Source organism: Streptomyces mirabilis (genome assembly GCF_039503195.1).
Classification (GTDB): Bacteria; Actinomycetota; Actinomycetes; order Streptomycetales; family Streptomycetaceae; genus Streptomyces; species Streptomyces mirabilis_D.
Window position 1 is genome coordinate 25,638 of record NZ_JBCJKP010000002.1, and the last position, 26,244, is coordinate 51,881.

Genomic DNA, 26,244 nt, shown 5'->3' on the forward strand with positions numbered 1-26,244 from the left:
AGCTCCGCTACGTGACTATCGACCGATAGGAGCATATGCTCCTATCGGTTCGATGGCAAGGAGCAGATCCCCCCGAACCCTTTCGCGGCTCGGCGACGCCGAGTCGCCCGGACACCCGTCACGGCGTCCCGAAGGGGCGGCCGCGCCCGCTCCCCCTTTGGCGACATGTCGCACCTGCGACGCCTGACGCCGGTGACCTACCGGCATCACCGCGACCGCCTCCAAATGGGCAACAGGGAAGGCGCGACGGGGTGCGCGTCGCATCCGGCGTCCGCAGCGATGAGGACGCCCGGGCCGCGGATGGATCACCGTCCGACCGAAATGGGCCGGGGGGCGACTCGGCCATCGCGCGCCCGCGCCCCGGCGATGGAGCGGGGGTCACGGCGGGTGTCGCCCAAGACCCGCCCCTTGCCATTTCGATAATAGGAGCATATGCTCCTATTGCCGGTGAGCCGCGTCGAGACGACATGGCCCCGACGCGGGCGGACCTCGTCGACACATGCAACAACCTGACACGCGCAAGGTCCGCACCAGCAAGAGCATGGCTCGGCATCCAGGGCGGTCACCACCTGATTAACCGTCACCCCCTTGGCAGGTGACATAGGTTGTGTGAGTGTCGAAATGCCGCCCCAACAGAGGTTGTTCACAAGTCGATCGGAGCAGGCGTCGGCCCCCGTGCATCCGGGCCGAGGTTCTGCCGCCACCGAATCGACACCACAGAAAGGAGCGGCAAGTTGCCGACCACATTGAAGATCAACAAGCTGCGTTACCTGAGTGCAGCCGCCGGCCTCGCCACTGTCGTCGCCGGTGGCGTCGCCATCGCCCCGCTGGCGTCGGCCGGCACGTCAACTTCCGCCAGTGCGCACGTCGTTGACCACCGCGCGAAAACTTTCGAGCTGGTCGGCAAACAGACCTCGCTCGAAGACCTCGATCTGGGCCGGGCAGGAATCAGCCCGGGTGACCAGCGCGTCATCCACGAAGACCTCTACCGCGACGGCGAGAAGGTCGGCGATCACAGCGTCGTCTGCACCTATACCCGCGTCAATCCGGCCGCGCTCCAGTGCCTGGGCACCTTCTCTCTGCCTGAGGGACAGTTCGCCGCGCAGGCGCTGCTCCACCTGCCCGCCCCGTCCTACGTCGACGTCGGCATCACCGGCGGATCAGGCGACTACCGCAACGCCCGGGGCTTTGTTCGCACCGTTCCTGCCGGTGACACCGAGAGGCACTTCACCGTCCACCTGAAGCGCTGACGGTTGGCTGTCATACGCCCACGCCGCCACAGCCCGCCCATCTGACACCTATGCAGGTCGGGTGGTCGCACTCGACCTTAGAGAGAAAGACCCCTACATGTACATGAAGCTCGAAGTCACCGTGCTGCCTGTCTCCGACGTCGATCGGGCCAAGGCCTTCTACGAGCAGGTGGGATTCCGTCTGGACATCGACATGGCCGCCAGCGAGAACTGGCGCGCGGTGCACTTCACGCCGCCCGGTTCCGAGTGCTCGATCATGTTCGGCACGGGGATCACCTCCGCCGCACCCGGCTCGGCCCAGGGCCTGTATCTCGCCGTCTCCGACATCGAGGAGGCCCGCGCGGAACTCGTCGGTCGCGGCATCGAGGTGGGCGAAGTCTTCCACGACGCCGCAGGACTGCTCTACCACGGCCATGAGGCCGGAGAGGTCACCCACCGGGTCGAGGGACAGGGGCGGCTTGCCGGCCTGCACCCCGGCCGCGCCTCCTACGGCTCCTTCGCCACCTTCAGCGACCCGGACGGCAACGGCTGGGTGCTCCAGGAGATCACGCAGAGGTTCCCCGGCCGCTGACATCTCACCAGCCACCCGGGAATGACGGGCGACGCCCCCCTGAACACAGCCCCGGCACCATCAGTCGGATCCCGAAGCCGACCCAAATACGAGCATATGCTCCTTAGTCTCGAGATCCTGACTTCGCCCTGGCGCTCGAGCAACGTTCGAAGGGAAAATTTTCATGACCATGTCTCCCATGGAGCCGCCCGCGCAGGAAGGCCCCGGATCAAAGCCGCTGTCACACCGTGCCCGGCGCGGGCTGTCCCGACGCGGCTTCGTCGGCGGCGCGGCTGCTTCTGCTGCTGCCGCAGCCGGTATCTCGCTGATAGGCGGATTGACCCCGTCCGCCGCTGCCTCCCCCGCCATGCGCAGGCCGAGGGGTTTGGGTTCGCTCTCCACGGCTCCGGGGCTTCCGGCCGGGTTCACCAAGACGTTCACCAGCCGGTTCATCCAGGCCGGCGGACTGCGCCAGCACGCGGTCATCGGAGGCGACGGCCCGCCGCTGCTGCTGGTACACGGCTGGCCGCAGAACTGGTACGCCTGGCGCATGGTGATGCCGGAGCTCGCCCGGCACTACACGGTCATCGCCGTCGACCAGCGCGGCATCGGTCTGACCGAGAAGCCCAAGAGCGGGTACGACACCGCTACCCTCGCCAACGACCTGGTCGCCCTGATGGACGCCCTCGGTCACCAGCGGTTCGCCGTGGCCGGCCATGACACCGGCCTGATCATCAGTTACGCGCTGGCGGCGGACCACCCACAGCGTGTCGCCCGCGTGGCCCTCCTGGAGGTTCCCGGGCCCCCGACACTGAAGGCCTCGCCGCCCCTGTTCATCGATGAGGACCACAACAACAGGCTCTGGCACATCCCCTTCAACCGGGTCAACCACAAGCTGACCGAGAAGCTGGTCAGCGGCCGGGAGGAGATCTTCTTCGGCTACGAGTTCGACATCCAGGGCGGACAGAAGCTGCCCGACTACGCGCGCGAGTATTACTTCCGTCTCTTCTCCGACCCCGAGACCCTGCGCGGCAGCTTCGGTCTCTACCGCGCCTGGGACGCCACCACCGCGCAGAACGCGACGCGCGCCGAGAACAAGCTGACGATGCCCGTCCTGGCGATCGGCGGATCGGAAAGCTGGGGTGACCTGGTCGGGAAGGCGATGATTCCCCTCGCGAACGACGTACAAGGTGTGGTCATCCCCGGTGCCGGCCACTGGATCGCTGAGCAGGCCCCCCGGCAGCTGCTGTCGGAACTGACGCGCTTCCTGGCCCCGTACCGCCGCGCCACCGGCCCGTCCCGCTAGCGGACGGCCACACGCATGTCGGTGCAGAAGCCTCAGCCGTTGATCTGGCCGGCCCGGATCTTCATCAGCTCCTGCGTCGCGGCCGACAGAGTCGACTCCGTGATGACCTTGCCTGTCCAGGCTGCACAGCGAGTCCCTGCCGTCGATGCCCGATCTCACACACCCTCGACGACTCCCCCCATGCGCCCCTCCTTGGAAGCAGCCGCGTCAAGGGGTCCGTCACGCCCGGCGTGTTCACGGGCACTTCGGTGACGTCAGGGCGGCCGGCGCCAGCCCTCAGTAGCGCCAGAAGCGTCGTGTCCTACTCGGCCCAGGGCTCGAATCCGGTGTGAAGGACGGCGTCGAGGTACGCGCGCAGATGGGCTGCCTCGTCGGCGCCGAAGTTCTCCTCGAACTGGGCCTGCACGGCATTCCACAGTGGTAGCGCCGCCTTCAGTCGGGCGAGGCCGTCCGGCGTGATGGCGGCGATCCGTGCGCGGCGGTCGGCTGCCGATGACTCGACGGTTACCAGACCCTCGCGGGCAAGCGGCTTGAGGTTTGAGGCCATCGTCGTGCGGTCCATGGCGATCACGTCGGCGAGGCTGGTGATCGTCATTTCTCCGTGCCCGCTCAGCTTCTGCAGGATGCTGAGCTGCGTCGCACGAAGACCGACGGGGGCCAGGGCCTTGTCGTAGGTCGCACCGAGGTACCGGGCCGCCTTGCGCAGGGCCAGGTTGTTGCACGAGTCGGCGGGATCCGTCGGCGCAGTGGTCATTGTCTCCTCCAGAGCTTCACCCACCCATGATACGAGCAGATGCTCTCAAATGCGACAGTCACCCTGCGGTCAACGGTCGGTGACGGGCCGGCGGGTCCGCCCCGAACCACCCGCTCTTGCCGTCAAGGCAAATATGAGCATATGCCCACAACTGTGGGGTGATGCCCCTCCTGGCCCCTCCAGCGAGCCTCGCGCCCCTCCACTCGAAAGCCTTGCCTTGTCATGGAAACCCCCATCGGATCCGCTCCCGTGCGTGAGCCGACACTCTCCGCAGCGGCCGAACTCTTCCCGAGGCTCCGCCTCACCGCCCGCCGGCCGCCGCCCGCCCGGTTTGGCTAGCTGCCGAAGCGAATCCTCCCCGAGGAGATGATCGAAGAACGGGCGGCCACGATGCCGAACCCGGCAACGAACACATACAACGCCGACAAGCGGCTCGTTCGGTACTGCCTGTGAGCCACATCAGCCCGAACAATGGAGGATTCCCATGCACGTACCCAAGCCCCTCATGGCAGTCTCGCTGGCGGTGCTCTCGATAGCTGTCACCCTGGGCTGCTTCGCCCAGGTCTTCTGACCGCCGGACAAGGCCTGGAGGCCGCCGGCACCGGCGTCTCCCGCTCCTCAGGGTCTGCGGGCTCAATGAACGCCGTCCCGGCCCCTTCACAGGCGTGGGCCACCATCCGGCGGAGGCCGACGTCAAGGAGCTCGTCCAGGCGCCGCCCAGGCCGGCGAGGAACCTTGCGGACGACACCTGGCGGGGCCGATCCGGGGAGCGGCGTCACACCGGAGTGCGCGCGTGGGCGCACATCAGGCGGAGCCTGGCCAGCCTGGCCGCCCGCGCCCTCGGCGACCTGGAGACTCTGCTCCCGTGTACTCGCAGCTTGCGGCTATGACGAGGCCAGCCTGCCCCTGGTGGCGCCACGCCGGCCGGACGCCAGGCTTGCTACCGGGAAAATAAGAGCATATGCTCGTATCTGTTGCTGGACCGGTGTCCGGTCCATACGTAAGCGGCCAGGGCCGGATCTCGGAAGTAGGCATGACATGACGAACGCGGAAAACAGCGCCAACGGCCGCCAGGGACTCGGCTACTACCCATGGTGGCTGGACAACCTGGCCGACGACGTCACCCTGGAAGGCGCCGCCATGAACGGCACCGCCCGTGGCGCGGAGGCGGTCCGCGCCATCGTGGTCAAGGCCCGCGAACTGTACGAGTTCCAGGACTTCAGCTTCACCGGAGACTTCGGCGACAACGGCTTCCTCGAGATCTACGATGCATCAGTCCTCGGCGAGCCCATGAAGGTTGTCGTCACGGTCACCCGCAACGCCGTCGGACAGGCCCAGGAACTCGCGGTGCTCCATCGGCCACGCAACACGCTGCTGCTCTTCTCCCGCGAGATGAACAAGAAGTTCGCCGGCACCCCCCTCGCCGAGCACTTCCTCGCCGCCGACGAGTCCTGAGACGACGATTCCGGGGCAGGCCTTACTGCCCAGCCCAGGCGCCGCCTCTTCTTTAAGCCTGCTAGGTGCGTGGATTGGCCGCTGGGCCAGTCCAGGCGGGGGTCGGGCGAGACGTCTGGCTGCAAGCAGCACCGGGAGTGCTTCGACGAGAGGGACGCTGTTCCGGCCTCTGCCGCAATCGAGCCCGCAGCTTCTTCAACAGCACCAGGTGCGGTGCCTCCCACACACCGGCCTCGTTCCACGCGGCCAGACGCCGCCAGCACGTCATCCCCGAACCGAAGCCCAACTCCTGCGGCAGATACTCCCACTGGATACCGGCATGCAGCACGAACAGGATTCCGCACAAGGCCTGCCGATCCGGTATCCGCGGTCGTCGCCCCTCCACCAGCTTCGGACCCGGCTCGGGCAGCAACGGCTCGATGAGCGACCACAGTTCATCCGACACGATCCACGGCCGCGACTGACGTTTCCCCACGACCAGACCAACGACCACCCAAGCCGAAAGTCACATGATCAACGACTTCCGTTAGGACCTCTTATGCCGGAAGCGCACCAGTAACCCTCGAGTCCGGCAAGAACCGCCACGTCACCCACCGCCGGATCAAGAACAGCCGGCTGGCCGCAACCGGCCGGCATCGGGCGTTCGCCACGCTGACGGCCTCGCCCGGCGCACATGCCCACTACAACCGCCGCCGGAACACCGGCGACCGCTATCACGCCGCCCTCCGTAATCTGTTCAACCGCACGCTCGGCCGGCTCCGCCACTGCCTGACCAACCATCAGAAGGTCGACGAAGCGATCACCTTCAGAACTCCCGCACCAGCCCACTAGCGGCAGCAGCTTGACCTGACAGCTGTATGGGGTGTCTTGTCCGCGATGACCTGGTCGGGCCTGCAGCGCGGTCGGCCAAGGCCGGTGCGAGGAACGCGGATCCGTTCCATCAGGGGCCGCGCGCAGACACTGTTGTGGCGGTGCCCTGGTGTCACCGGGATCGCGAGCGGGCGGCCTTGGCCGATCACAGGTGAGGTGGGTTTTGGTGGTCAGTCCGTTCTTTGAGCTCGTGCCGGTCCGTGCCGTGAGAGCGATGGTTCGGCAGCCGCACGGTGACCATGCGGGGAATGTACTTGCCGTATGCAGAATACGAGCATATGCTCTTAAGTGTCTTGAGTGCCCCTGCCGCATGCCTGCGCGCGATTGCCCGCAATATCAGGGGCCTGTAGCGGAGATCTGGCCGCCCTGCTGGCCCCCGCCTGCTCCCCCTGGACGACCCCCGCGTCCCTCAACCAGAAGGCCCGGCCTTGGAAACCCCTATCCGATCAGCCCCCGAAGGCCAAGAAGCGTCCGCAGGAGCCGAACTCCTGCCCAGGCCGAAAGAGGCCCCCCGCGCGCCAATACAGATCTGGCTCCAGCCGATTGTGATCGCCCTGATCGTCGTATCGGCCTTCATCGGCTGCTACGTCGGCCTGCAGCGTGACCCCCAGCCACATCAAGTCCCCATCGCTGTCACAGCGCCCCACCACCTGCCAGACAAGATGCGCCAGGCCCTTGGCGGCAGCGTCGAGGTGCACCTGGCCGCTGACGCCGAGGCCGCGCGCGAGGCAGTGGAGCACGGCGACGCTGCCGCCGCGCTCAGCGCCGACGGCGCAGGGCGGCTGCGTCTCGAGATCGCCGGGGCGGATGGTCCATCCACCACAGCGGCGGTGAAGAACCTCGTCAGTGTCTACGCCAACGGCGCGGGCATGCATGTCACCACAAAGGACGTTGTTCCCCTGGCCCGCTTCGACGCCCGCGGCTTGGCCGGCTTCTACGTGGCCTTCGGTGTGACCCTGGCCGGTTTCGTCCTCGCCTCGAACGTACTCGGCCTGGCAAAGCTCCTGCACCTGCGTCACCGGTTTTGGCTGCTCGGCGGCGCTTCGACGGCCATCGGCACCCTCGCAGCGATCATCGCCGGCCCCCTTCTGGGTGCTGTCCCGGCCCCCGTCATATTCTTGGCCCTCACCCTCACCTTGCTGGCAGCCGCGGCCGCCTTCACCACCAAACTGCTTGGCGCCTACCTCGGCCCGGTCGGCCTCCCCATCGCCACCCTCGTGCTGCTCACCGTCGGCAACGCCACCAGCGGCGCAGTCATAGGCGCCGATCTGCTGCCCAGCTCCGCCCGAGCCGTCTCGGCGCTGCTACCGCCTGGCGCAGCCGTCCGCGCAATCCGCAGCCTGAGCTACTTCGGGGGCGCGCACGCGACGGGACCCATCGTCACGCTCGCGCTCTGGGCCGTCATCGCTGCACTCCTTGTCGCCCTGCGCCCCCGCCTCATGCGGCGTGCCGCAGCCGACAGTTGACGTGTGGTCTGTGTGTGGCCCCATGCATCGAGGACGGAAAACCCAACGTTGGCGGCGTTCCGGTCAAACTGGGTGGGTTCCTCGACAATACCCGCCGCAGGGTCGCGAAACTCACCCTCGAGCGCCGCACGGAACTCGATGCTCTCGGCATGCGCTGGTAGGGCGGCCGGGCTGGCAGGCGGTCGCCCTAGTGAGGGAATGACAAGGCGACGGCTGGATGGCGGAGGGTGCCGTCCATGCGGAGGATGTAGCGCGAGCGCCTTCCGTTGCGCTCGCGGCGCATGTAGCCGGCCTGCTCGAGGTCGTGGACGATGTTCTGAGCGGTGCGTTCGGTGATGTGGCAGGCCGCGGCGATGTCGCTAAGGCGGGTGGCAGGGTCGTGGGCGACGACGATCAGCACGCGGGCGTGGCTGGTGAGGAACTCCACTTCCCGGCCTGCTCGTTCACGATCTGCCCCGTTCTTCGATCACGATCTGCCCCGTTCTTCGATGCTGACCAGCTGGGATACCACAGTGAGTTTGATGGCCATCACTATCAGCGGCAGGCCCCGCGGATGTCGACCACGAGATGTGCTTGCGGTCGCTGATCCTTTCCCCGACGCTCGATGCCACTTTGGCTGACTGCGAGTCGATTATCGTGGCGACGGCATTGGTCCTTCGTCCGTCTCCCGGCGGATCCGCCGGGTCAGCGCGGCCCGGACCTGGCCGACGACACCGGCAGCCGCCCAGCGGGCCATGAACCCCGGACCGTCCGCCACCGGTACGCCCCTGACCTGAACGGCGCGGCGCCGGCTTCGGCGACCCTGATTGATCGCCTCGCACGCGCCACCCCGGTCACCATCTGGGCCTTCCGCGCCAAGTCCGTGAACGCCCTTCGCGTCCGCTGTCGCCATCGCTCAGAGAGCTGGATGGCCAGTAAATATAATCTGCCTCATGTCGAAGCCTGACGAGCTGCTCGTTGACGTCGCCGCCCTGGTGGAGTCCGGGCAGAGCAACCAGATGTCCCTGACCGTGGTCACCGGTGGTGCTGTCATCACCGGTCGGCTGGCTCCCGAAGCAGTGTGGAGGCAGAGGGTGTCGGATGTGCTGACGGATTCCGCCCGCTTGGGAGAGTTCTCGGCCGTCTTCGACGCCCCCGCGAAGAAGGACGGGCCGCCCACTCATCTGCACTTCCATGTCGCCCGGATCCTGCAGGGCACGGTCGGCATCCCGGAGACAGGCGGGATGTACCGTGTGGCGATCGCCGACGTCAGCGCCTGGACCATGGGCGACTTCAGCTATTCCGACCACTGAGCGACCACTGCGACGGAACCCCGTCGCAAGCAGTGTGGGCCCGACCGGCGCTCACCGGTCGGGCCCACACTGCTGTTCAGGCGTCGGCTCGTTGCCTGTCCCGTCGGTCAGACGGACACGGGAGTACCGAGCATCGCGGAAGCTTGCTGGAGCGAGCTGAGGATGCGTACGGGTGCGGCCGTGGGGAGGGTGCGGCAGGTGAAGCCGAGCTGAGTCATGGCCCGGAGGACTTCGGCGGCGCTGAAGTCACGGCGGTCCTGGCGGGTGATGACCTGGCCGACTTGCTTGACGGGGTAGTGGCGGCGGCCGATGATCACGGATTCGCCGGTGCCGGGTTCGGGCTTGATGCCCTTCATCGATTCCAGCACGCCGTTCTTGGTGAGCTCGAAGGGGAAGCGGGCGATGACGCAGCGCATGTGGCCTCACAGGGAGAAGGGGAGAACGGTCCGACCAGGGTGAGGCGGTTCAGAGGGAGAGGGCGAGGACGCCCAGGCCGCTGCTGCCTTGTCCGTCGACCACCGGCAGGGCACCGAGCCAGCGGGAGCGCATCGCGTGCTCGGCTTCGGCCATCGTGGTCACGGGTGAGGTGAACGACCTGTGGTCGCCGAGGATGTCGCGCAGGCGGACGCGGTCCGTGTAAGCGGAGCTGTCGCGGACGGCGGTGAGTTCAATCTGGGTGACCAGTCCGGTGCACTGGCCGTCCTGGTCGCAGACGAGCAGTCGGCCCGTGCGGGCGGCGGCCATGACGGACAGCGCCACCTCGACGCTCATGTCGTCACAGACCTGCGGTCCGGCCGCGTCCATGACCTCAGCCACCGTCCTGCGCACGGGGCTGGCGATCGCCGGGCGGGGCTGCATCTGAACCAGCGTCAAAAGGTGCCTCCTGCAGAGAGGGGTCAGCTTCCTGATCACGAAGGTCTAGGCCGCCGCGTCGAAGACGGACTTTCGTACGGGCGCGCGCCGGGTTGCCGAAGCGGGGCGGCGTCGGCCTCGGGAGGAGGCGCTGCGCTTGGGGCGTTCGACGACCGGTGCGGTGATGACGACCGGGATGCCGGAGGGGGCCTGGGCGCCGGTGATCCGGCTCAGGGCCTCGTCGCCCGAGCGGATCTGGGTGGTCTGCGGCCGGATCCCGGCGTCCGACATGAGGCGCACCATATCGCGACGCTGGTTCGGTGTGACGAGGGTGACGACGCTGCCGGACTCACCGGCGCGGGCGGTACGTCCGCCGCGGTGGAGGTAGTCCTTGTGGTCGGTCGGCGGGTCGACGTTGACGACGAGGTCGAGGTGGTCGACGTGGATGCCGCGCGCCGCGACGTTGGTCGCTACCAGCACGCTGACGTGCCCCGTCTTGAACTGCGCCAGCGTGCGGGTGCGCTGCGGTTGCGACTTGCCGCCGTGCAGCGCGGCGGCCCGTACCCCGCTGTCGAGGAGGTCCTGGGTCAGCCTGTCGACGGCGTGCTTGGTGTCCAGGAACATGATCACCCGACCGTCGCGAGCGGCGATCTCGGTCGTGGCGGCGCGCTTGTCAGCGCCGTGGACGTGCAGGACGTGGTGCTCCATCGTCGTGACCGCACCGGCCGACGGGTCGACCGAATGCACGACGGGGTCGGTCAGATAGCGGCGCACCAGCAGGTCGACGTTACGGTCCAAGGTCGCGGAGAACAGCATCCGCTGCCCCTCCGGACGCACCTGGTCGAGCAACGCGGTGACCTGCGGCATGAACCCCATGTCGGCCATCTGGTCGGCCTCGTCCAGCACCGTGATCCCCACCTGGTTCAGCCGGCAGTCGCCACGGTCGATGAGGTCCTTGAGCCGGCCCGGGGTCGCGACGACGATCTCGGCTCCGCCTCGCAGCGCGCCGGCCTGCCTGCCGATCGACATCCCGCCCACCACTGTGGCCAGCCGCAGCCTGACGGAGCGGGCGTATGGAGTGAGCGCGTCGGTCACCTGCTGCGCCAGTTCACGCGTCGGTACGAGGATCAGCCCCAGCGGCTGGCGGGGCTCGGCACGCCGCCCGGCGGTCCGGGCCAGCAGCGCCAGCCCGAAAGCCAGCGTCTTGCCGGAACCGGTGCGTCCGCGGCCCAGGACGTCACGGCCCGCCAGGGAGTTCGGCAGCGTCGCGCCCTGGATCGGGAACGGTGCGCTCACGCCCTGTTTGCCGAGCTCAGCCAGCAGCTGCTCGGGCATGCCGAGATCGGCAAAGCACTCAACAGCGGGCAACGCGGGGGTGATCGTCCTGGGGAGCGCAAACTCCCCCTGCACCGCGGCGGGCCGACGGCCGTAACCACCGGAACGGGCCGGCCCGCCGGAACGGCGCGGTGCCGGCAAGCCGAAGCGACTGCCGCCCTTCCCTGCGTCGGCACCGCCCTTACGGGTGCGGGCGGAGCGGTCGTTCGTACGTGTGCGGTTCATGCGGAACCTTCCTCGATGTGGCACATATCAAGGAATTCCCGCAGGCGATGAGCAGCACGGAATTACAAGTATGGACCGATGTCAAAGCAAATCCGGCCGACGGGAATCCGCGCGGGCGGAGATACTGAAATAGGTGACGCAGTGGGGACGTGAAATCCGGGCGTCGACTGCGGTGCAGCTCTTCAGGATGCGCCTGCATCCCCGAAGGAGGAGTCGCGTGTGGTGAGACTGCGGATTTCTCCGAGCCGTCCCGCGGGTGAAACCGCTGCGGGAAATGGGTGCAGCTGGGGCCCGCACCCCGAAGGATGCGGGCCCCAGCTACAAAGTGTGCGTCAGCGTCAGGCCGGAACGATGTTCTCGGCCGTCGGGCCCTTCTGGCCCTGCGCGATGTCGAAGTTCACCTTCTGGCCTTCGAGCAGCTCACGGAAGCCCTGGGCGGCGATGTTCGAGTAGTGGGCGAACACGTCAGCGCCACCACCGTCCTGCTCGATGAAGCCGAAGCCCTTTTCCGCGTTGAACCACTTCACGGTACCAGCAGCCATGTCATATCTCCTTTGGGGCAGTACATCGGAATCCGCACTGTGCGTACGCCGTGTCGCCGCGATGATTACCCCGCCCGGAAAATGACCGGAAATACAAAAGCGCTCCACCCGGCAGGAGCCGACTGGGGGCACTTGAAGTTTCGGGAACCAAAACTGCAACTGAGATGGACAGTAGCACGCCGCAACGGCCCGCGTCGGTTAAGTAATTCCACTCCGCTCGTCGCGGCAAAAACTCTCACTGCATCGTCCGTCAAACCCTCACGGCATGATCCGTCAAACTCTCACCTCAAGAGCACAGATATTGACTCACTCGCAGTGCAAGGTTCCAAGAAAAGGGAGCGGAGTCGTCAGCCGCTACCATGGCCGCCAGGGCGCTATGACGTGTGCGGCCGTCCGAAAGATCGCCTTCAACGCACGCGGCGGACGATCAGCCGCATGCACTCCGGCCAGCCGTCGCGGGTGTTCAGGTAGGTCAACTCCGCGACCTGGTAGCCCGTTTGGAGGTCGCCGTCCTGCTTCAGCGAGGTCTCCCAGGCGCTTTCGGGAAGCCTCGCGATCGCCGACTCGTCCTCGGGCGTGATCTTCCAGCCGACCGTGTAACGGACCGTGCGCCGCTTCGTGTTTCACCTGGGAGCGCGCCGAGGACGTCACACGCGCCGTGCTGAGGGCCCTGGGCCGCCAGCTCACCGGCGACGAACGCGTCGACCTCGCCACCTGCCTACCCGCTGAGGCCGCCCTCGCCTTCACGAGCCAGATCCCCGACCCTCAACCACTCACCGGCTGGAGCTTCGTCAAGGACCTCGCCACCCGCACAGGTACCCCTCCGCGGTGGCCCGCTGGGACTGGTTGAGGATGCGGTCCAGGAGGGCGGTTCCGACGAGGTGGCAGATGACGGCGAGGACGGCTCCGGTTCGCCGTGCAGCCATCTCCCGGCTATCTGCCAGGCCGCTCCGTAGGTGGCCCGGTACACCGTCAGCTGACGCGCCCCGGGTTTCCGGGAGGCATCAACAACGCTACGAGAAACGGCGGTTCCTTCGAAGACCGATGAAGGCTCCTGACGCCGGTGCTCACCCCGGCAGCTCCGCATCAGCGCGGCACTGCCCTGTCCGGAGCTCCACGCGTTGCGTCACGGATGGAACCGCCACCGGCCTTCAGAAATGACATCCACCTTGCCGTCCCTGACGCGAACGGCCGTCTCGTCGTCGATGAAGTAGATCGGGAAGTCCGCCCGCGCAGCGAGGCGATCAGCCCAGGCGTCGTCCCGCTCAGGGAAATCCGGCGAGTACAGGTGGGGCTTGAGATACCAGTCGAAGAGGCCGAACGGCGGCTCCACGGTCGTCGCGCCGAGGACGTGGAGGTCCGGGGTGTCCCCGATGACGTCGGCGGAGTGTCCGGTGAGATTACGGCTGAAGATCATTGATCCGGCGCTGACCCCCACATAGACCCGGCTCTCCAGCGCCTCCAGGAAGCCGTCGGCCAGGTCGTTGCCGGTGATGCTGCGCGCGAGGTGGTAGTGGCTGCCGCCCTCGACATAGATGACGTCGGCGTGGAGCAGCCGGTCGAGCACCATCTGCCGGGGCAGGCCGTTCAGCTCCAGGACGTCGAACTCCCGCCAGCCGAGGCCGTGCAGCCGGTTCATGTCCGCGACGAACCACCCGTGGTCCCCGGGCTCGGCGACTGACGCCGTGGGAACGAACACGACGTTCGCCGATCCGAACGGCTTTCCCAGCATGTCCCGCAGCGCATCCCGCAGTGTCTCGTTGCGCAGGCCGCTCGCCGTCAACAGAAAGTTCATCGGGCGAGCCAAGCACGGCTGACGGGCGCGCGCAACGAACCCAGGGTCGGTGACCTGGACCGTCGCCGCATCCGGCTCGCCCCAGGTCTCCGGCCACTGCGGCGGCAGAGCCACGCTCTGCCCGAGGCGTGCGGCCGGGTGTGTCCGGGAAGTCCGCCGTGTTGGAGGTGCGCGGTTCCGGGCGCGCACAGCGGGCCTCCCGGCCACACCGCTCTCCTGCCCCGCTCCCCCACCACCCGCGCGTCGGCGCCGGCATCTTCACCCAAGAGTCACATGCGTGCGGGGCGGCCCCGGACGCCTGCGTCCGGGGCCGCCCCGCATCAGGGGGTGGGACTGCCGTGCGCTACCAGCGGTACCAACGGCCACGGCTGCCGCCGGTTCCGGCGGAACGCATGACGAAACCGAGCAGCCACACGGCCAGCACGATCACCGCCACGATCCACAGAGCCTTCAGCGCGAAACCCGCACCGAAGAGAACCAGGGCCAGCAGAAGAACGAGAAGCAGGGGAACCATAGTTATCAACCTCCGAAGCAGCGAGTTCCCCGGCAACACCCCGCCATGCACCCGAAGTTTATGGGTTTCTTATCCTTCGACGCGGGAATGCGCCACCGCCCCGAATCCATCACCCGGCCGACAGGCGGCCCAGTGGACCTGCGGGTCGGGCCGCGACGATGCGGTCCCAGTGACGGACGTTGAGGGTGCGGAACTCGACGACGCGGTGGTGCGGCCTGGTGACCTGGGACTGGTTGAGCGGGTGGAACTCCACGCGGGTCCCGCGGCCTTCCCGGCTGAGACGGCCGAGCGGGTATCGCGCGACATTGCGCCGGCGCACCGCCGGCGCACCTGCAGGTACGCGTTCTCGATGTTCCGCAGGTTCTTCCTGGAAGGACTACGCCTGTCGTCCAGCCAGGCCCTCAGCGCCGGTCGGTGACCGTCAGGCCCCGCCTCCCGGGCCGCCGCGCGGGCACGCTCCGCGCGGGTGAGGTAGCGGAGCCGGACGAGGAGGCCGCGCCGGGGGGTGACCGGGCTGGCGACGAACCCCGCGAGCGCGTCGAGTTGCCGGGCAACGGCCTCGTGGCCCTTGATGCCGCGATCGAATTTGCCGAAATCGTTGTTCCTTTCCGGCATTTCGCCTCCTCGCCTTCCCGGCAGCCCGACTTGACGGGGCCTCATCGACCCGCATTTCAGGGTGAGTCAGGAATAGAGGATCCGGGGACGGCAGTGGGCTTTGGTGAATTCCGGCATCAGTGGTCCGGAATGGTTCTTCTAGTACTCCACCGCGGTTCTCCATTTACGCTGTTCAGAGTGCCTGTTTGGAGTCTAGAGAACTTCAACGGCTGAGGTTATTGATCAGAAACTCAAAGGGTTCTTGTGACTGAGCGCCTCAGTTAGCCATTGGGGGCTTCAGCTTGCCGCTCCGTGCTCAGCCCCAAACCCAGGACGTGCCTGCCGGGCCGTGCGGCATGATTGCGACCATGCGTAGAGGGGTGGGCGGGGGGCTCCGCCGATTGTGGCCATGGCGGGGACGCGACGAGTCGGCGCTCTCCGAGATCGAGGCCGAGATCACAGCCTTCGGTGAGGCTCTGGACGTCCATTCCTTCAGCCCCGGCCAGTCCGGCGCCACCGATGAGATGCGGGCCGAGCTGGCGCGTGCTCTCGACGCATACGACCAGGCAAAGCGGGACGTCGCCGGCGATCGGATGCGGGCGGACACACTCGATGTCCTGCGCACGCTGGACGAGGGCAGGCACGCGCTGGCTTGTCTGGATGCCCTGATCGCCGGCCGACCTCTGCCGGATCACATGCCGCTGTGCTTTTTCGACGCCGGCACGGTCGGGCCGCCCGGAAGGTCAGTTGGGCGCCTCCCGAGGGTGCCGCCCGCAACATTGCCGTATGCGCAGCGGACGCGGTCCGCCTGGCCAAGAACCCGAGCCCCAGCATTCCGAGACAGCCGGGACCAGGCAGCAGAGTCCGCACACAGCCACGCGAGGCCAAGCCTCGCCCAACGACGCCGACGCGTGTCCCCCAGCCGCAGGTCAGCGGGAAGGGAGGCAGCGGCGAGCAGACCCATCAGCTGAAAATGCCGTCGTACCGCCCGGCCGTGATGGTCTTCTCGACCAATGGGCATGCACGGGTCCACCTACGGTTCGAGGGCGGCAGGAAGGGGCGTTCCTCACGCCTGTACCGGCTGTCCGGCGACGGCACTCCGATCACCGCCCGGATTCCGCTGCCGGAAGGGAACAAGGCAATCGCCTTCCGCGTGTTTACCGCCGGCGAGCGGGAAGCGTGGACGGCAACTGCGGCCCCGCTGCGAGAAGTCCCGCGCTTCCACGACGAGATCAACGGGACCGGATCGGATGTCGTGCACTACCGAGGGGAACCGGGCCCGGGCGTCCTGCACTACGCGGGGCCGAGCCTGATCCGGTTGGAGGCGCTGGACGACCGCCTCGCCTACTGGGTGACGGTGACCGAGGGTCGCGCCGGGGACCATACGTTCAAGTGGCCGGGCCGCGGCTACTACCAGGTGCGCTCGGCCGGAGCATGGAGCCTGTCCGCTACGTGACGAAGCGCGGACCTCTGGGGTTGAACCGGGACCGGTCCGGCTCCCGAGCCCTGCGGCAGACGCGAATCGAACCACCATCAGCTACCCGAATCGGTCGCTGTCCCCACGGCCGACTGTGACGCTCACAGTGGCCACCTGAAGCGCTCAGTCACAGTTCTCTTCGAGGATGTAGCGGACGTGCGAGCCGCCGAAGTAGCCGCGGACGATGTGTGGCTGGCGTTGGCGGCGGTGGAAGAACCTGCGGGTCTCGGCGGCGAGTTGGGCCTGGTCGCGAGCCCGGCTGTGCATCGGAAGGCTCCGGTTGAGGTCGGCGTTGACCAGCTCGTCAGGGTTCAGCTCCGGCGAGTACGACGGCAGGAGGTGCAGTTCGATGCGGTCCGGATGATCGGCCAGCCAGGCGCGGACCTTGCGGGAACGGTGCGCGGAGTGGCCGTCCACGACGAGGTGCACCTTACGGTCAAAGTGGCCCGCGATCCGGTCCAGGAAGCGGCACATGACATCGGCGTCGAAGGTCTCGGGGAACACCATGAAGTGCATCCGGCCTTTCGTGCTGATCGCGGACATCGCATTGACTGAGAACCGGTTGCCCGTGCGGCGGACGAGCGGGGTGCACCCTTTGGCACCCCAGGTGCGGCCGGTGACCTGGTCAGAGCGGATGTCGACCTGGTCGGCGAAGAGCACCTCACCTCCCTCGGCCTTCGCTCTGGCCTGGATTGCCTGCCAGCTCTCCTCATTGCCAGACGCCGACCGCTTCCTCGTCCTGCTCCATGGCCCGCTTATCCGGACGCTGGAACGACAGCCCCCACCGGCGCAGGTAATTGCCCACGCCCTGCTCGGTCAGCCGCACCCGGTACAGCTTCGCGATCAGATTCCCAACCCCGGCGCGGGTCCACAGCTGCCCAGCCAGCCCCAGATCGCAGGGGCGATCCAGCACGGCCTGCCGGATCGCCTGCTGCTCGACCGCATCGAGAACCTGATGTTCGCCGACCCGGCGTCCGCGCGGCCGGCCCACCAACGCCTCGCGCCCGCCCGCCAGCCACTTCCCCCACCAGTTGTCCACCGCCTTGAGCGAGACCTGGAACACCACTGCAACGTCCTCGCGGATTCGGCCCGCCACCAAGGCGGCCACCGCCCGCAGCCGAAGGGCCTCCTGCGCGACGGCGACAACTGCCGTGCGTCCTTCACCAGTTCACTCACACAGGGGTCAACGCCCCGGAACCCCTACCGTTTCGGATCAATACGGCGGTTGGAAATCAAGTCCGGTCTTGGCGAGGAGGCCGTCGATGAGGCCGGGTCGGTACTGCATCCGTTTGAGCTGCGTCTTCACCAGCGCGGTGAGCTGGCCAAGGCTGTGTTTGGTGAGGTTGGCCAGGGACCGTTTCAGGTGGGGACTTGCTCACGCCGAGCCCGTTCCTCGGCCGTCAGTCCACCACCATCGGGATACTCATCCTCCCGGCATAGCTCAGCCCACGACGGCCGTCACGGGTCGTGCCTCGCCCCGTGGTGCAAGTCGTGAGCATCTCGGGGGATCCGGTACAGCACGCACTGGCGAAGCGCCCCCTCGGGCACGCTCGGATCCTCGAAGTCGTCGGCCGGATCCCGGGCCATGCCGATCCGCCGCATCACTGCCTGGGAACGAAGGTTGTGGACAGTCGTCGACGCCACCACTTCCGGCAGCGCGAGGGTCTCGAAGCCGAAAGCCAGGCAGGCCAGGGCGGCCTCGGTGGCGTAACCGTGACCCCACGCCGAACGCATCAACCGCCAACCGATATCCACCCCCGCGAACGGCATGTCCTCGCCCACCTCGTCCAAGCCGACACGGCCGATGAACTCACCAGTCTCCCGCGCTTCGAGCGCCCACCACCCAAAACCTCGCTCGTCAAACTCCGTCTGCATGAGTGCCACCGCTGCATCGCTTTGCTCTCGCGTCAGCAGTGCTCCCAGGTGTTCTCGGACTTCAGGATCGGCGTTCATAGCCGCCCACGGTCCGAGGTCGGACTCCCGCCACCGGCGGAGCAGAAGACGATCGGTTCGCAGCTCTGGCATGCCACCCAGCCAACCCGATCATGATCAGGGTGTCGATCGGTTATATCGAACCCTACGGTCCTCGTCCATGCCAGACCCGCTGCGCAGATCCTCACGGCCTACACCACCCGGCGGGACACCATCCCGTCACGACCCGAAGTAACCCGCACCATTAAAGGTCTCTAGCGGGCTGATATCTCGTCAGGTTGGCGGTCGTTCGTTACTCACCTGATCGGGATGCGTGCGGCGTTGGTAGTGACGGTGGCGGGCAATGGCTGGGTGGCGTCGGCGCCAGTAGGACCAGTGGAGCCGGTGTGAGGGTGGCTGGAGCCGGGTCGTCGGGGAACGGGCAAGATCCAGGAGCCAATGTGCTGCACCAGCGTCAACCCGCCCGCGCGACTCGTCCGGTCGGGCGGGCCGTCCCTCGTTCCGGGTTGGTCCGATTGGTCGGATCTGCCGGTGGGTCGCGCCGGGACGTTCCGGGCGGCGGCAGAGCCGAGGTTATGAATGCGTCACCTGACCATCCATGAGCATCAACCTCAGGAGCCACACGATGCGCCCCATGAGAGCAGCCTGTCTCGGCACGGCCACTGCGCTGGTTAGCCTTCTCGCCTGCGCCCCTGTCGCGGCCGCCGCCGCGACGGGCACCGATTCCGCCTACGCCAAGGGCGGAGACCGGGTCATCACACTCATCGGCCGGCTCGCGCAGCAGACGCGCTTCCCCGTCAACCCCGGCGGCGCCCCCGCCCAGGGCGATCGGACCGTCTTCCACTCGATCCTCTTCGACCAGTTCGGCAACCAGGTCGGCGACACCGACGGTACCTGCACCACCACCCGGGTCGACAACAGCGGAGCGGAGGAGTGCGTCGTGACCTACAACCTCCCGGGCGGCCAGCTCTCCGTGCAGGGAATGGTCTTCGGCATTCTCAACCCGGGCCCTCCCCCTTCGTTCGACAACGGGATCACCGGCGGCACCGGAGAATTCGACCGGGCTCGTGGCTGGGTCCACGCCGACACGATCGCTCCGGGCACGAGGCGCTTCACGATCGACCTCGACCGCTGACTGGCCCTGCCCCCGCCCGGTGAGAAGGCTGACCCGTCCACCTGCTCTTCGTGGTGCGGGTCGGCTCGGAGGCAGTGGTATCGGGGCCGGTGGTGTCACGGGTACTGATCTTCGCGTCGGCGCCCTTGAGGAAGTAGGCGTACTTCTCGCGGGTCTCACCACGGGGGTCGCGGCCGGATTCCCAGCCGGCGACCGTGAACGGACTCACGCCCAGGGCGCGGGCGACTTCGGCGCGCGAGAGACCAAGGGCCGCGCGCAGGGCCCGTCGCTGCTCGGCCGGCGGAAGGGGGACGGGTTCGGCGGCGGCCGCGAGCAGTTGGCCGATCGCCTCGAAGTCGTTCATGCCGCTCCCGGGCCCCGGTGCGCGGTGCCGCTCCGGGACACCTTCTCCAGTTCTTCGAGGTGCCCGGTGCCGGCGGCGGGACGCCGGGCTTGGGTGGTGGCGGTGCCGTCGGCCCGGTGGCGGTGACCGTCCAGGAACAGCCGCGGTCGGTGCTGGTCCGGAGGGCGTGCGTCAGAGGCGGCAGCATGTGTCCTTGTGCTGGTGCCGATGCCTACTGGTGGGGCTGGTCGGCATCGGCGCCACGTGTACCGGTGCCCGTTCGAAGGGGCGGGCACCGCCGAGGACAATCATCGCCATGAATGACGGTACGGGTGATGCCGAGAGCCGCCTGGCGCGGATCGAGCGGCTGCTGGAGAGCGGTGAGCGTGAGGTGGCGCCCGCGTGGCGGCGGGCGACGCGGGGTGAGCCGCGCTGGGCGGTGACCGCGGTGATCCTGGTGGCGGTCGCGCTGCAGTGGATGCTGCCGCACCGGCTCGCCTTCCATCCGTACTGGGCTTTGCCGGCCCTGGAGTTGGTGCTGCTGGCCGGTCTGGTCGCGGCGAATCCCCGGCGGGTCGAACCCCGCACCCCGTGGCTGCGGTGGTGGGGGCTGGCTCTGACCGGTGTGATCAGTCTGGCCAACGGCTGGTCGGCGGTCCGGCTGGTGTCGGGTCTGGTCAACGGCACCGCGGCGACGGAGGCCGGGCCGCTGCTGCTGACCGGCGGCGGTATCTGGCTGACGAACGTCATCGTGTTCGCCCTGTGGTACTGGGAGTGGGACCGCGGCGGGCCGATGGCACGGGTCCGCGGCCAGAGCCAGTACGCCGACTTCCTCTTCGTACAGATGCAGAGCCCGCAGACCGCGCCGCCGGACTGGGAGCCGGCGTTCCTGGACTACCTGTATCTGTCGTTCACCAACTCCACCGCCTTCAGCCCGACCGATGTGATGCCGCTGTCGCGGTGGGCCAAGATGCTGATGATGCTGCAGTCCTCGGTCTCCTTGGTGACGGTGGTGCTGGTGGTCGCCCGGGCCGTCAACATCCTCAAGTGACCGGGTCGCCTGGCCGTGTGCGGGCGGGTGGCGGCCGGTGCGTGTGTGCCGTGCAGGGGCGGCGCGCCATGGTTCGGGCCGATCCGGGCGTGTCGCGGCTGAGCCTTTTCCCACCTCACGTTGAGGGTGCGCGGTGGAGAAGACTGCGCTGCTTCCTGGCGTATGCTCGCCCGACTGCGCCGTGGCGTCGGCCCGGCACCGGTGATCAGCTGCGTTCTTCGATGCTGCTGTCGGTGATCGCTCGGAACAGCTCGCGAGCCCGCTCGCAGAACTGCTCGACATCCGTGATGTCCGGCTCGTCACCGTCCGCCAGCATCCGGGCCTGGAGTTGCTCAGAGCGCAGCCCGCCGTAGCGGGCCCGCACCTCCGCAGTCACCGGCTGGACCGCGATGTGCAGGTGCTTGCGCGCGTCGCGGCCGTGCGACCACATGCAGACGTAGGTCTGCTCAGGCCGGCACAACGTCTCCACGACACGGGCCGTATCGCGCAGCAAGGGGCCGAGTTCCGCCGCTGCCGTGTCGTCGAGCTCCGCGACGGCCACGACATGCTCCCGCGGACCGACGATCAAGGTGCCGAGATTCATCGGCCCGACGACGTGGTTCACCGCCCAAGCAGCGGTTTCGTGCAGGACGCCCCCGGGCAACTCCCGGCGCCCGGTCAGAAGGTCACGCCCAAGACAAACGCCGTGCTCGCCTTGTATCCGGCACCCACTCGCGCCCTGCATGGTCAAACCAGGCGAACGCGACTCTCCCCTGGGCCCTGCGCGCGGAGGCGGGAGTGCTACCGCCTGGCGCGTCGCTCGGCTTGGCGGGGTATCCGGAGGGTGACGCATGCTCCCTCGCCGGGGGTGGAACCAACGCTGAGGTGTCCGTTCACCAGGTGGCCGCGCTCGCGCATGGCCGGCAACCCAGTACCTGTGGAGACCACCGTGCTGAGTGCGGGCCGGTTGACCGGTGCGGAAGGTTGCTGGGCTATCCCGCGGCCGTTGTCCTTGACCGCCACGCTGATCGTGTGGTCGTCGCTGTCGAGTTCTACAAGAAGGTGGCTCGCCTGAGCGTGCTTGACCGCGTTGTTCACCGCTTCCTGCACGATGCGGTAGATGTGGGCCTGGGCCTCCGGCGACAGTTCGTCTCCGAGCCTGTTCCACTCCGCTCCGACGCGCAGTTCCGCGTCCAGCCCGAAGGTTTCCTTGGTGCGCCGGCACAGCGCCTCAAGAGCGGGCTCGAGTCCGAGCTGGTCGAGGGCGAAAGGCCGCATTTCCACGATCAGGTGCCGCAAAGACGTGATCTGGTTCGCGATCAAGCTCCGCGCCTGGTTGACGGCGTCGTTCATGGCGGCAGACTGGCCAGTGCCGACGGCGGCGGACAGAACGATCTGAACAGCGGCCAGTTCTTGAAGGGTCCCATCGTGCAACTCGCGGGCCCAACGCCGACGTTCTCGTTCCTCGCCGTCGCTGCGGGCCTGAGCCCGCTCCCGCGCGAGACTGCGGCGGCGCGATACCGCACTGCGGCCCAGCATGGCGGCGCAGCCGATCAGCAGGAGAGGCACGATGTTCAGGCCGTTGAGAAGCGGCTCCTTGGTCATGCGTACCAGTTGTGACACGGCGAGTATGAGTGCGAGCCCGCCCAGGGAAGCCAGCCATGCCCGCCGGACGGCGGTGCTCAGTGCCGCTGCGGTGATGAGGACGACGGCTGCGCCGAGGGAGAACCTCATCTCCCAGCGAGGCTGCTGCTGGAGGACCTCGATGGCGAAGGCGATGACGAGCAGCGCGGCACCGGTGGCCTCCATGATCGGGCCGGTCTTGGCTCGCAGCCTGCTGTTCATCTCAGCAGCCCGCGCTCGCGAGCCGCGGCGATGAGTTCCGCACGTGTCTCGGTCCCGAGCTTGTCCCGAATCCTGGCGCGGTGGGTCTCCACTGTCCGAACGGAAACGTAGAGACGTCGCGCGATCTCCTGGTTGGTGTGGCCCAAGGCGAGCAGCGAGAGAACCTGAATCTCGCGCGCTGTCAGAGAGGCATCCCCATCGGTGCCGGGAGCGCCGGTGTCCGCGATGGCCAGTCGGGCGCCCATGGCAGGCTGAAGGTACGTGGCTCCCTTCGCGACCTGGCGAGCCGCGCCGACCAGTTCTTCCGCCGCCGCTTCCTTGAGCAGATATCCGGCTGCCCCGATCCGCAGGGACGCGCGGGCGAACGCGGGATCCTCCTGCATCGTGAGGATCAGAATTCGGGTACCGGGTGACGCCGCGAGCAGGTCAGGGATCGAGGGCAGGCTGGATTGGCCTGCCATGGTGAGGTCCAGGACCAGCACGGACGGTTGGTGCTTTGTCACGGTCTGCACGGTCCCCGGGACCGTGGAACTCTCGGCGACGATCTCGAAGGACTCGTCCTGGGACAACAGCATTCGCATGCCCGCACGGACCACAGGGTGATCGTCAGCGATCACCACGCTGAGGCGTGACACAGTCTCCACCCCCTGTTCAGCGCGGTCGGCATTCATGGGAGCAAAGGTACTGCGTGAGGCCGGCCGGTCCGGCCCCCAGGGGATCGACGGAGCGATCGGGCGGGTAGCCGAAGCGGCGGGTGCGGGAAACCCGAAGGATGCCTGCGGACGGACACTGAGGTCCCGAAGGCATCAGAGCACAAGTATGGCTGGTCAGAGCCCTCGGCCGGGCGTGAAGCGCCCGGCCGGCCGACACGGACAGAACGGTTCACGGATGATCGACAGGCGCACCTTCGGCAAGGTCACCGGCGCGGGCGCAGCGGGAGCAGCTGCGGCATCACTGATCGGCCTGAGCCGCCCTTCGGTGGCATCGGCCTTGTCCTCTGGGCCCAGCGCCGAAAAGGCGGCAACGGCGCCGACGCCGGGCACGGGCGGCGGGTCCTTCCCGGCACTGAAGCAGGTCAAGGCCGGCGAGCTCACCATCGGCTACGCCGAAGCCGGCCCGGCCCACGGACCGGCCGTCATCCTCCTGCACGGGTGGCCGTACGACATCCACAGCTACGTCGACGTCGCGCCCCTGTTGGCGGCCCAGGGCTACCGAGTCATTGTTCCCTACCTGCGTGGACACGGCACCACGAGCTTTCTCTCACCCAGCACCTTCCGCAACGCGCAGCAGTCGGTGATCGCCCTCGACATCATCGCCCTGATGGACGCCCTGAGGATCGAGAAGGCCGTGTTCGGAGGCTTCGACTGGGGATCGCGGACGGCCGACATCATCGCCGCACTCTGGCCAAAGCGCTGCAAGGCGCTGGTCTCCGTGACCGGCTACCTCATCACCAACCGGGACAAGAACAAGCTGCCGCTGCCCCCGGCTGCCGAGTGGGCGTGGTGGTATCAGTACTACTTCGCCACGGACAGGGGGAGCTGGGCCTCCAGGAATACCGGCACGACTTCGCGAAGCTCATCTGGCACCACGTCTCCCCGACGTGGGCCTTCGACGACGCCACCTTCGACCGCACCGCCGCGGCCTTCGACAACCCGGACTACGTCAGCATCGTGATCCACAACTACCGCTGGCGGCTGGGCCTGGCCGAAGGCGACCCCCGCTACGACAGCATCGAAGCACGACTCGCCGCCGGGCCCGGCATCGCGGTGCCCGCCATCACCGTCGACGGGGAGCTGGACCCCTTCACCCCAGCCGGCGACGGCGCGGCCTACCGGGCCAAGTTCACCGGCCCCTACGACCACCGGACGCTGCAGGGCATCGGCCACAACGTGCCGCAGGAAGCACCCGAGGCGTTCGCCCGAGCCGTCCTCGACGTCGACCGGTTCTGACCAGCGGCGCTCTGCCGCCGCACAGGTCGTCCGACAACGGAAGGCGAAACCCACCACCCTGCCCGATGCCGAGCCGGGTTCGACCAGATGATCCAGGGCACCGTCGGCAGAGGCCATGTCCCGCCACCTCAGCGTGATCTGGGACCGCCGAGACGAGCGTGTGTCACGGGCTTGTCGCTGCCTTTGCCACCTGGTCTTCTGTACGCCGGGTGTTCCGTGACGCGTGTTCGCCCGCCGGCTGCGGGCAAAACCGGGCACCGGAACGGGAACGAAAAGTGAGGATGAGGCGGCATGGAATCAGTGGCGGGACCGGACGTACGGGGTGCGGTGCCCGAGGGGCTCGGTGCGGCGATACGGGATACGGCGGAGGAGATCGCCGCACTGCTGCGGGCGGGCGCCGGCATGGAACGCCGGGTGCCGCAGTCGCAGTGGAGCGTCGGGGAGGCGGCCGCGCATCTGGCACTGGCCAACGAGCTGATGGCGGACGTCGCGGCGGGCCGTGCGCGCAGCTACGGGGACGGCACGGCGCAGAGTCTGGCCGCGGCCAACGAGCAGGCGCTCGCGGCGTTCGGTGAGCGCGGGGCCGAGCCGCTGGCCGGGATGATCGTGGAGCAGGCCGGTGCGTGTCTGAGGGCGTTGGAGGAGCGGAGCGCGCAGGGGACGGTGGTCACTCCGCTGGGCCCGATGGGGCCGGATGTGCTGGGGTCGTATCTGCTCACGCACATGCTGGGACACGGTTACGATCTCGCCCGTGCGCTGGGGCGTGCGCACATGATCGACCGGGAGCGGGTGCGGCTGACGCTGCCGTTCTTCCTGACGGTGATGCCACGGGTGACCGACACGGCCGGCACGGCCGGGCTGAGCGCCCGCTATGCGATCCGGTTGTGGGGTGGCGGCCGGTTCGGGGTGCGGGTGGCCGGGGGTGCGGTGTCGGTCGGTGAGCGGCTGCCGGGGCGTGCGGACTGCACCATCCTCATCGAGCCGGTCACGTTTCTGCTGATGGCGCTCGGGCGCCGGGGCCAGTGGGGCGCCCTCGCTCAGGGCCGCATCCTGGTCGGGGGGCGCAAGCCTTGGCTTGCTCCGCGTTTCCCGGCTCTCTTCAAGGCGCCCTGAGTGCGGCGGCCGGGCGGGGGCCGGCTGCCTGTGGTCGTAGGGGCTTGATGGTCGCTCGGGCTCGGGGGCGGTGACGGCCGGGGCGGCGCCGAAGAGGGTGTCGCGGTGGAGGGACTTTGCTGCCCAGGAGCCGAACATCAGGTGTGTGGGAGACATCGCCTGTCTCCCGATCGGCAGCGGTCAGTTCCTTTATCTGGCGACGGTGTTGGACTTGTGCTCGAAATGCCTGACGGGCTGATCGCCGACCGCATGCGGGCCTCGCTGGTCACCGGTGCTCTCAGGGCCGCAGCGAGGGCCCTCGGTGGGGACGGTCTGCGCGGGGCGGTAGTTCACAGCGACACGGGGCGCAACATGTGTCGAAGGAGTTCGCCCAGGTCTGCTCGGGGCTGGGCGTGACCAGATCACGTGGCGGGGTCGGCACAAGTGCGGACAGCGCCGCCGCGGAGAGTCTGAACGCGACCATGAAGCGCGAGAGCTCCAGGGACGCGAGCGGTGGAACGGGCCGGCGAGGGCCGCCTCGTGGTCTTCCGTTGGACGAGCCGCTACAACACCCGCCGACGGCACTCCCGCCTCGGCCAGATCAGCCCGATCGCCTACGAACAGTGATCAACTATGCTGGCCACCGCCGCATGATGACTCCT

28 protein-coding genes and 6 pseudogenes are annotated in these 26,244 nt (G+C 67.9%); 14 read left to right on the forward strand and 20 right to left on the reverse strand.

Annotation, left to right across the window (positions count from 1 at the left end; genetic code table 11):
- Positions 1-734: 734 nt before the first annotated feature.
- From AAFF41_RS50535 to AAFF41_RS50545, 3 genes are all read left to right on the forward strand, one after another.
- Positions 735-1,250: an allene oxide cyclase barrel-like domain-containing protein gene (locus AAFF41_RS50535; protein ID WP_319753446.1), complete on the forward strand. Its 516-nt coding sequence runs from the start codon at positions 735-737 to the stop codon at positions 1,248-1,250.
- Between the two features lie 97 nt (positions 1,251-1,347).
- Entirely contained in the window at positions 1,348-1,821 is a 474-nt protein-coding gene (locus tag AAFF41_RS50540) for a VOC family protein (protein ID WP_101406431.1), read from the forward strand.
- A gap of 163 nt (positions 1,822-1,984) precedes the next feature.
- On the forward strand, positions 1,985-3,106 hold the full coding sequence (locus AAFF41_RS50545) for an alpha/beta fold hydrolase (RefSeq protein WP_343326518.1): 1,122 nt from the start codon (positions 1,985-1,987) through the stop codon (positions 3,104-3,106).
- Positions 3,107-3,407: 301 nt separating this feature from the next.
- Here the strand turns inward: AAFF41_RS50545 and AAFF41_RS50555 are convergent, their stop codons facing one another.
- Positions 3,408-3,860 (reverse strand): MarR family winged helix-turn-helix transcriptional regulator, encoded by a 453-nt coding sequence (locus AAFF41_RS50555; RefSeq protein ID WP_319753449.1) that lies wholly within the window; start codon positions 3,858-3,860, stop codon positions 3,408-3,410.
- Positions 3,861-4,898: 1,038 nt separating this feature from the next.
- Here AAFF41_RS50555 and AAFF41_RS50560 point away from each other — a divergent pair.
- Positions 4,899-5,315 (forward strand): hypothetical protein, encoded by a 417-nt coding sequence (locus AAFF41_RS50560; RefSeq protein WP_319753450.1) that lies wholly within the window; start codon positions 4,899-4,901, stop codon positions 5,313-5,315.
- Between the two features lie 184 nt (positions 5,316-5,499).
- On the opposite strand, the pseudogene AAFF41_RS50565 reads toward AAFF41_RS50560, so the two are convergent.
- Positions 5,500-5,790 (reverse strand): annotated as a pseudogene (locus tag AAFF41_RS50565) (transposase); the annotation flags it as partial.
- A 940-nt stretch (positions 5,791-6,730) separates the two neighbouring features.
- Between AAFF41_RS50565 and AAFF41_RS50570 the strand changes: the two are divergent.
- Complete coding sequence (locus AAFF41_RS50570; protein WP_319753451.1) at positions 6,731-7,651, forward strand: hypothetical protein; 921 nt, start codon at positions 6,731-6,733, stop codon at positions 7,649-7,651.
- Between the two features lie 187 nt (positions 7,652-7,838).
- Here the strand turns inward: AAFF41_RS50570 and AAFF41_RS50575 are convergent, their stop codons facing one another.
- Positions 7,839-8,078: a MarR family transcriptional regulator gene (locus AAFF41_RS50575; protein WP_343326519.1), complete on the reverse strand. Its 240-nt coding sequence runs from the start codon at positions 8,076-8,078 to the stop codon at positions 7,839-7,841.
- Between the two features lie 99 nt (positions 8,079-8,177).
- Positions 8,178-8,407 (reverse strand): annotated as a pseudogene (locus tag AAFF41_RS50580) (IS5-like element IS4811 family transposase); the annotation flags it as partial.
- A gap of 176 nt (positions 8,408-8,583) precedes the next feature.
- Between AAFF41_RS50580 and AAFF41_RS50585 the strand changes: the two are divergent.
- On the forward strand, positions 8,584-8,943 hold the full coding sequence (locus AAFF41_RS50585; RefSeq protein ID WP_319753453.1) for a hypothetical protein: 360 nt from the start codon (positions 8,584-8,586) through the stop codon (positions 8,941-8,943).
- Positions 8,944-9,050: 107 nt separating this feature from the next.
- On the opposite strand, the gene AAFF41_RS50590 is transcribed toward AAFF41_RS50585, so the two are convergent.
- The 4 genes from AAFF41_RS50590 to AAFF41_RS50605 all read right to left on the reverse strand — a co-directional run bounded on the left by AAFF41_RS50590 (position 9,051) and on the right by AAFF41_RS50605 (position 11,897).
- Positions 9,051-9,359, reverse strand: coding sequence for an SCO5918 family protein (locus AAFF41_RS50590; protein WP_095851756.1), 309 nt, complete (start codon positions 9,357-9,359; stop codon positions 9,051-9,053).
- Between the two features lie 49 nt (positions 9,360-9,408).
- Positions 9,409-9,816, reverse strand: coding sequence for a CBS domain-containing protein (locus AAFF41_RS50595; protein WP_343326520.1), 408 nt, complete (start codon positions 9,814-9,816; stop codon positions 9,409-9,411).
- A 45-nt stretch (positions 9,817-9,861) separates the two neighbouring features.
- Positions 9,862-11,355, reverse strand: coding sequence for a DEAD/DEAH box helicase (locus AAFF41_RS50600; RefSeq protein ID WP_319753455.1), 1,494 nt, complete (start codon positions 11,353-11,355; stop codon positions 9,862-9,864).
- 338 nt (positions 11,356-11,693) lie between these two features.
- Entirely contained in the window at positions 11,694-11,897 is a 204-nt protein-coding gene (locus AAFF41_RS50605) for a cold-shock protein (protein ID WP_003973099.1), read from the reverse strand.
- 625 nt (positions 11,898-12,522) lie between these two features.
- On the opposite strand from AAFF41_RS50605, the pseudogene AAFF41_RS50610 reads away from it, so the two are divergent.
- Positions 12,523-12,741 (forward strand): annotated as a pseudogene (locus AAFF41_RS50610) (DUF2267 domain-containing protein); the annotation flags it as partial.
- Here the strand turns inward: AAFF41_RS50610 and AAFF41_RS50615 are convergent.
- The 4 genes and pseudogenes from AAFF41_RS50615 to AAFF41_RS50630 form a co-directional block, all read right to left on the reverse strand.
- Positions 12,689-12,823, reverse strand: coding sequence for a hypothetical protein (locus tag AAFF41_RS50615; protein ID WP_319753456.1), 135 nt, complete (start codon positions 12,821-12,823; stop codon positions 12,689-12,691). The pseudogene AAFF41_RS50610 and the gene AAFF41_RS50615 sit on opposite strands and share 53 nt — an antisense overlap.
- A gap of 200 nt (positions 12,824-13,023) precedes the next feature.
- Positions 13,024-13,692, reverse strand: coding sequence for a peptidase E (locus AAFF41_RS50620; RefSeq protein ID WP_319753457.1), 669 nt, complete (start codon positions 13,690-13,692; stop codon positions 13,024-13,026).
- A 343-nt stretch (positions 13,693-14,035) separates the two neighbouring features.
- The gene (locus AAFF41_RS50625; RefSeq protein ID WP_054229772.1) at positions 14,036-14,206 is read right to left on the reverse strand and encodes a hypothetical protein; all 171 of its coding nucleotides are present in this window, start codon (positions 14,204-14,206) and stop codon (positions 14,036-14,038) included.
- 136 nt (positions 14,207-14,342) lie between these two features.
- Positions 14,343-14,821 (reverse strand): annotated as a pseudogene (locus AAFF41_RS50630) (transcriptional regulator); the annotation flags it as partial.
- Between the two features lie 952 nt (positions 14,822-15,773).
- Here AAFF41_RS50630 and AAFF41_RS50635 point away from each other — a divergent pair.
- The gene (locus AAFF41_RS50635; RefSeq protein WP_343326521.1) at positions 15,774-16,256 is read left to right on the forward strand and encodes a hypothetical protein; all 483 of its coding nucleotides are present in this window, start codon (positions 15,774-15,776) and stop codon (positions 16,254-16,256) included.
- Between the two features lie 144 nt (positions 16,257-16,400).
- Here AAFF41_RS50635 and AAFF41_RS50640 read toward each other — a convergent pair whose 3' ends face one another.
- From AAFF41_RS50640 to AAFF41_RS50650, 4 genes and pseudogenes are all read right to left on the reverse strand, one after another.
- Positions 16,401-17,075, reverse strand: coding sequence for an IS630 family transposase (locus AAFF41_RS50640; RefSeq protein WP_343326569.1), 675 nt, complete (start codon positions 17,073-17,075; stop codon positions 16,401-16,403).
- A complete protein-coding gene (locus AAFF41_RS50645; RefSeq protein ID WP_319753461.1) occupies positions 16,987-17,385 on the reverse strand; it encodes a helix-turn-helix domain-containing protein in 399 nt (132 codons plus the stop codon). The genes AAFF41_RS50640 and AAFF41_RS50645 overlap by 89 nt, the downstream gene beginning before the upstream one ends.
- 105 nt (positions 17,386-17,490) lie before the next feature.
- Positions 17,491-17,643, reverse strand: a pseudogene (locus AAFF41_RS52130) (IS630 family transposase); the annotation flags it as partial.
- Between the two features lie 92 nt (positions 17,644-17,735).
- On the reverse strand, positions 17,736-18,302 hold the full coding sequence (locus AAFF41_RS50650; protein ID WP_319753462.1) for a GNAT family N-acetyltransferase: 567 nt from the start codon (positions 18,300-18,302) through the stop codon (positions 17,736-17,738).
- Between the two features lie 541 nt (positions 18,303-18,843).
- On the opposite strand from AAFF41_RS50650, the gene AAFF41_RS50655 reads away from it, so the two are divergent.
- On the forward strand, positions 18,844-19,344 hold the full coding sequence (locus AAFF41_RS50655) for an allene oxide cyclase barrel-like domain-containing protein (RefSeq protein ID WP_319753463.1): 501 nt from the start codon (positions 18,844-18,846) through the stop codon (positions 19,342-19,344).
- On the opposite strand, the gene AAFF41_RS52135 is transcribed toward AAFF41_RS50655, so the two are convergent.
- Positions 19,322-19,687 (reverse strand): helix-turn-helix transcriptional regulator, encoded by a 366-nt coding sequence (locus AAFF41_RS52135; RefSeq protein WP_415926030.1) that lies wholly within the window; start codon positions 19,685-19,687, stop codon positions 19,322-19,324. The genes AAFF41_RS50655 and AAFF41_RS52135 overlap by 23 nt on opposite strands.
- A 295-nt stretch (positions 19,688-19,982) precedes the next feature.
- Here AAFF41_RS52135 and AAFF41_RS50665 point away from each other — a divergent pair, with 295 nt between their 5' ends.
- Positions 19,983-20,717 (forward strand): hypothetical protein, encoded by a 735-nt coding sequence (locus tag AAFF41_RS50665; protein ID WP_319753464.1) that lies wholly within the window; start codon positions 19,983-19,985, stop codon positions 20,715-20,717.
- Positions 20,718-20,922: 205 nt separating this feature from the next.
- On the opposite strand, the gene AAFF41_RS50670 is transcribed toward AAFF41_RS50665, so the two are convergent.
- From AAFF41_RS50670 to AAFF41_RS50680, 3 genes are all read right to left on the reverse strand, one after another.
- On the reverse strand, positions 20,923-21,300 hold the full coding sequence (locus AAFF41_RS50670; RefSeq protein ID WP_319753465.1) for an HIT family protein: 378 nt from the start codon (positions 21,298-21,300) through the stop codon (positions 20,923-20,925).
- Between the two features lie 197 nt (positions 21,301-21,497).
- A complete protein-coding gene (locus tag AAFF41_RS50675; RefSeq protein ID WP_343326522.1) occupies positions 21,498-22,541 on the reverse strand; it encodes a sensor histidine kinase in 1,044 nt (347 codons plus the stop codon).
- Positions 22,538-23,212, reverse strand: coding sequence for a LuxR C-terminal-related transcriptional regulator (locus AAFF41_RS50680; protein WP_343326523.1), 675 nt, complete (start codon positions 23,210-23,212; stop codon positions 22,538-22,540). The genes AAFF41_RS50675 and AAFF41_RS50680 overlap by 4 nt, the downstream gene beginning before the upstream one ends.
- Before the next feature lie 217 nt (positions 23,213-23,429).
- Between AAFF41_RS50680 and AAFF41_RS50685 the strand changes: the two genes are divergently transcribed.
- From AAFF41_RS50685 to AAFF41_RS50700, 4 genes and pseudogenes are all read left to right on the forward strand, one after another.
- Positions 23,430-24,215, forward strand: coding sequence for an alpha/beta fold hydrolase (locus tag AAFF41_RS50685; protein WP_343326524.1), 786 nt, complete (start codon positions 23,430-23,432; stop codon positions 24,213-24,215).
- Positions 24,212-24,490, forward strand: coding sequence for an alpha/beta fold hydrolase (locus AAFF41_RS50690; RefSeq protein ID WP_343326525.1), 279 nt, complete (start codon positions 24,212-24,214; stop codon positions 24,488-24,490). The genes AAFF41_RS50685 and AAFF41_RS50690 overlap by 4 nt, the downstream gene beginning before the upstream one ends.
- Positions 24,491-24,781: 291 nt before the next feature.
- A complete protein-coding gene (locus tag AAFF41_RS50695) occupies positions 24,782-25,603 on the forward strand; it encodes a maleylpyruvate isomerase family mycothiol-dependent enzyme (RefSeq protein WP_343326526.1) in 822 nt (273 codons plus the stop codon).
- 76 nt (positions 25,604-25,679) lie between these two features.
- Positions 25,680-26,209 (forward strand): annotated as a pseudogene (locus tag AAFF41_RS50700) (DDE-type integrase/transposase/recombinase); the annotation flags it as partial.
- Positions 26,210-26,244 lie beyond the last annotated feature (35 nt).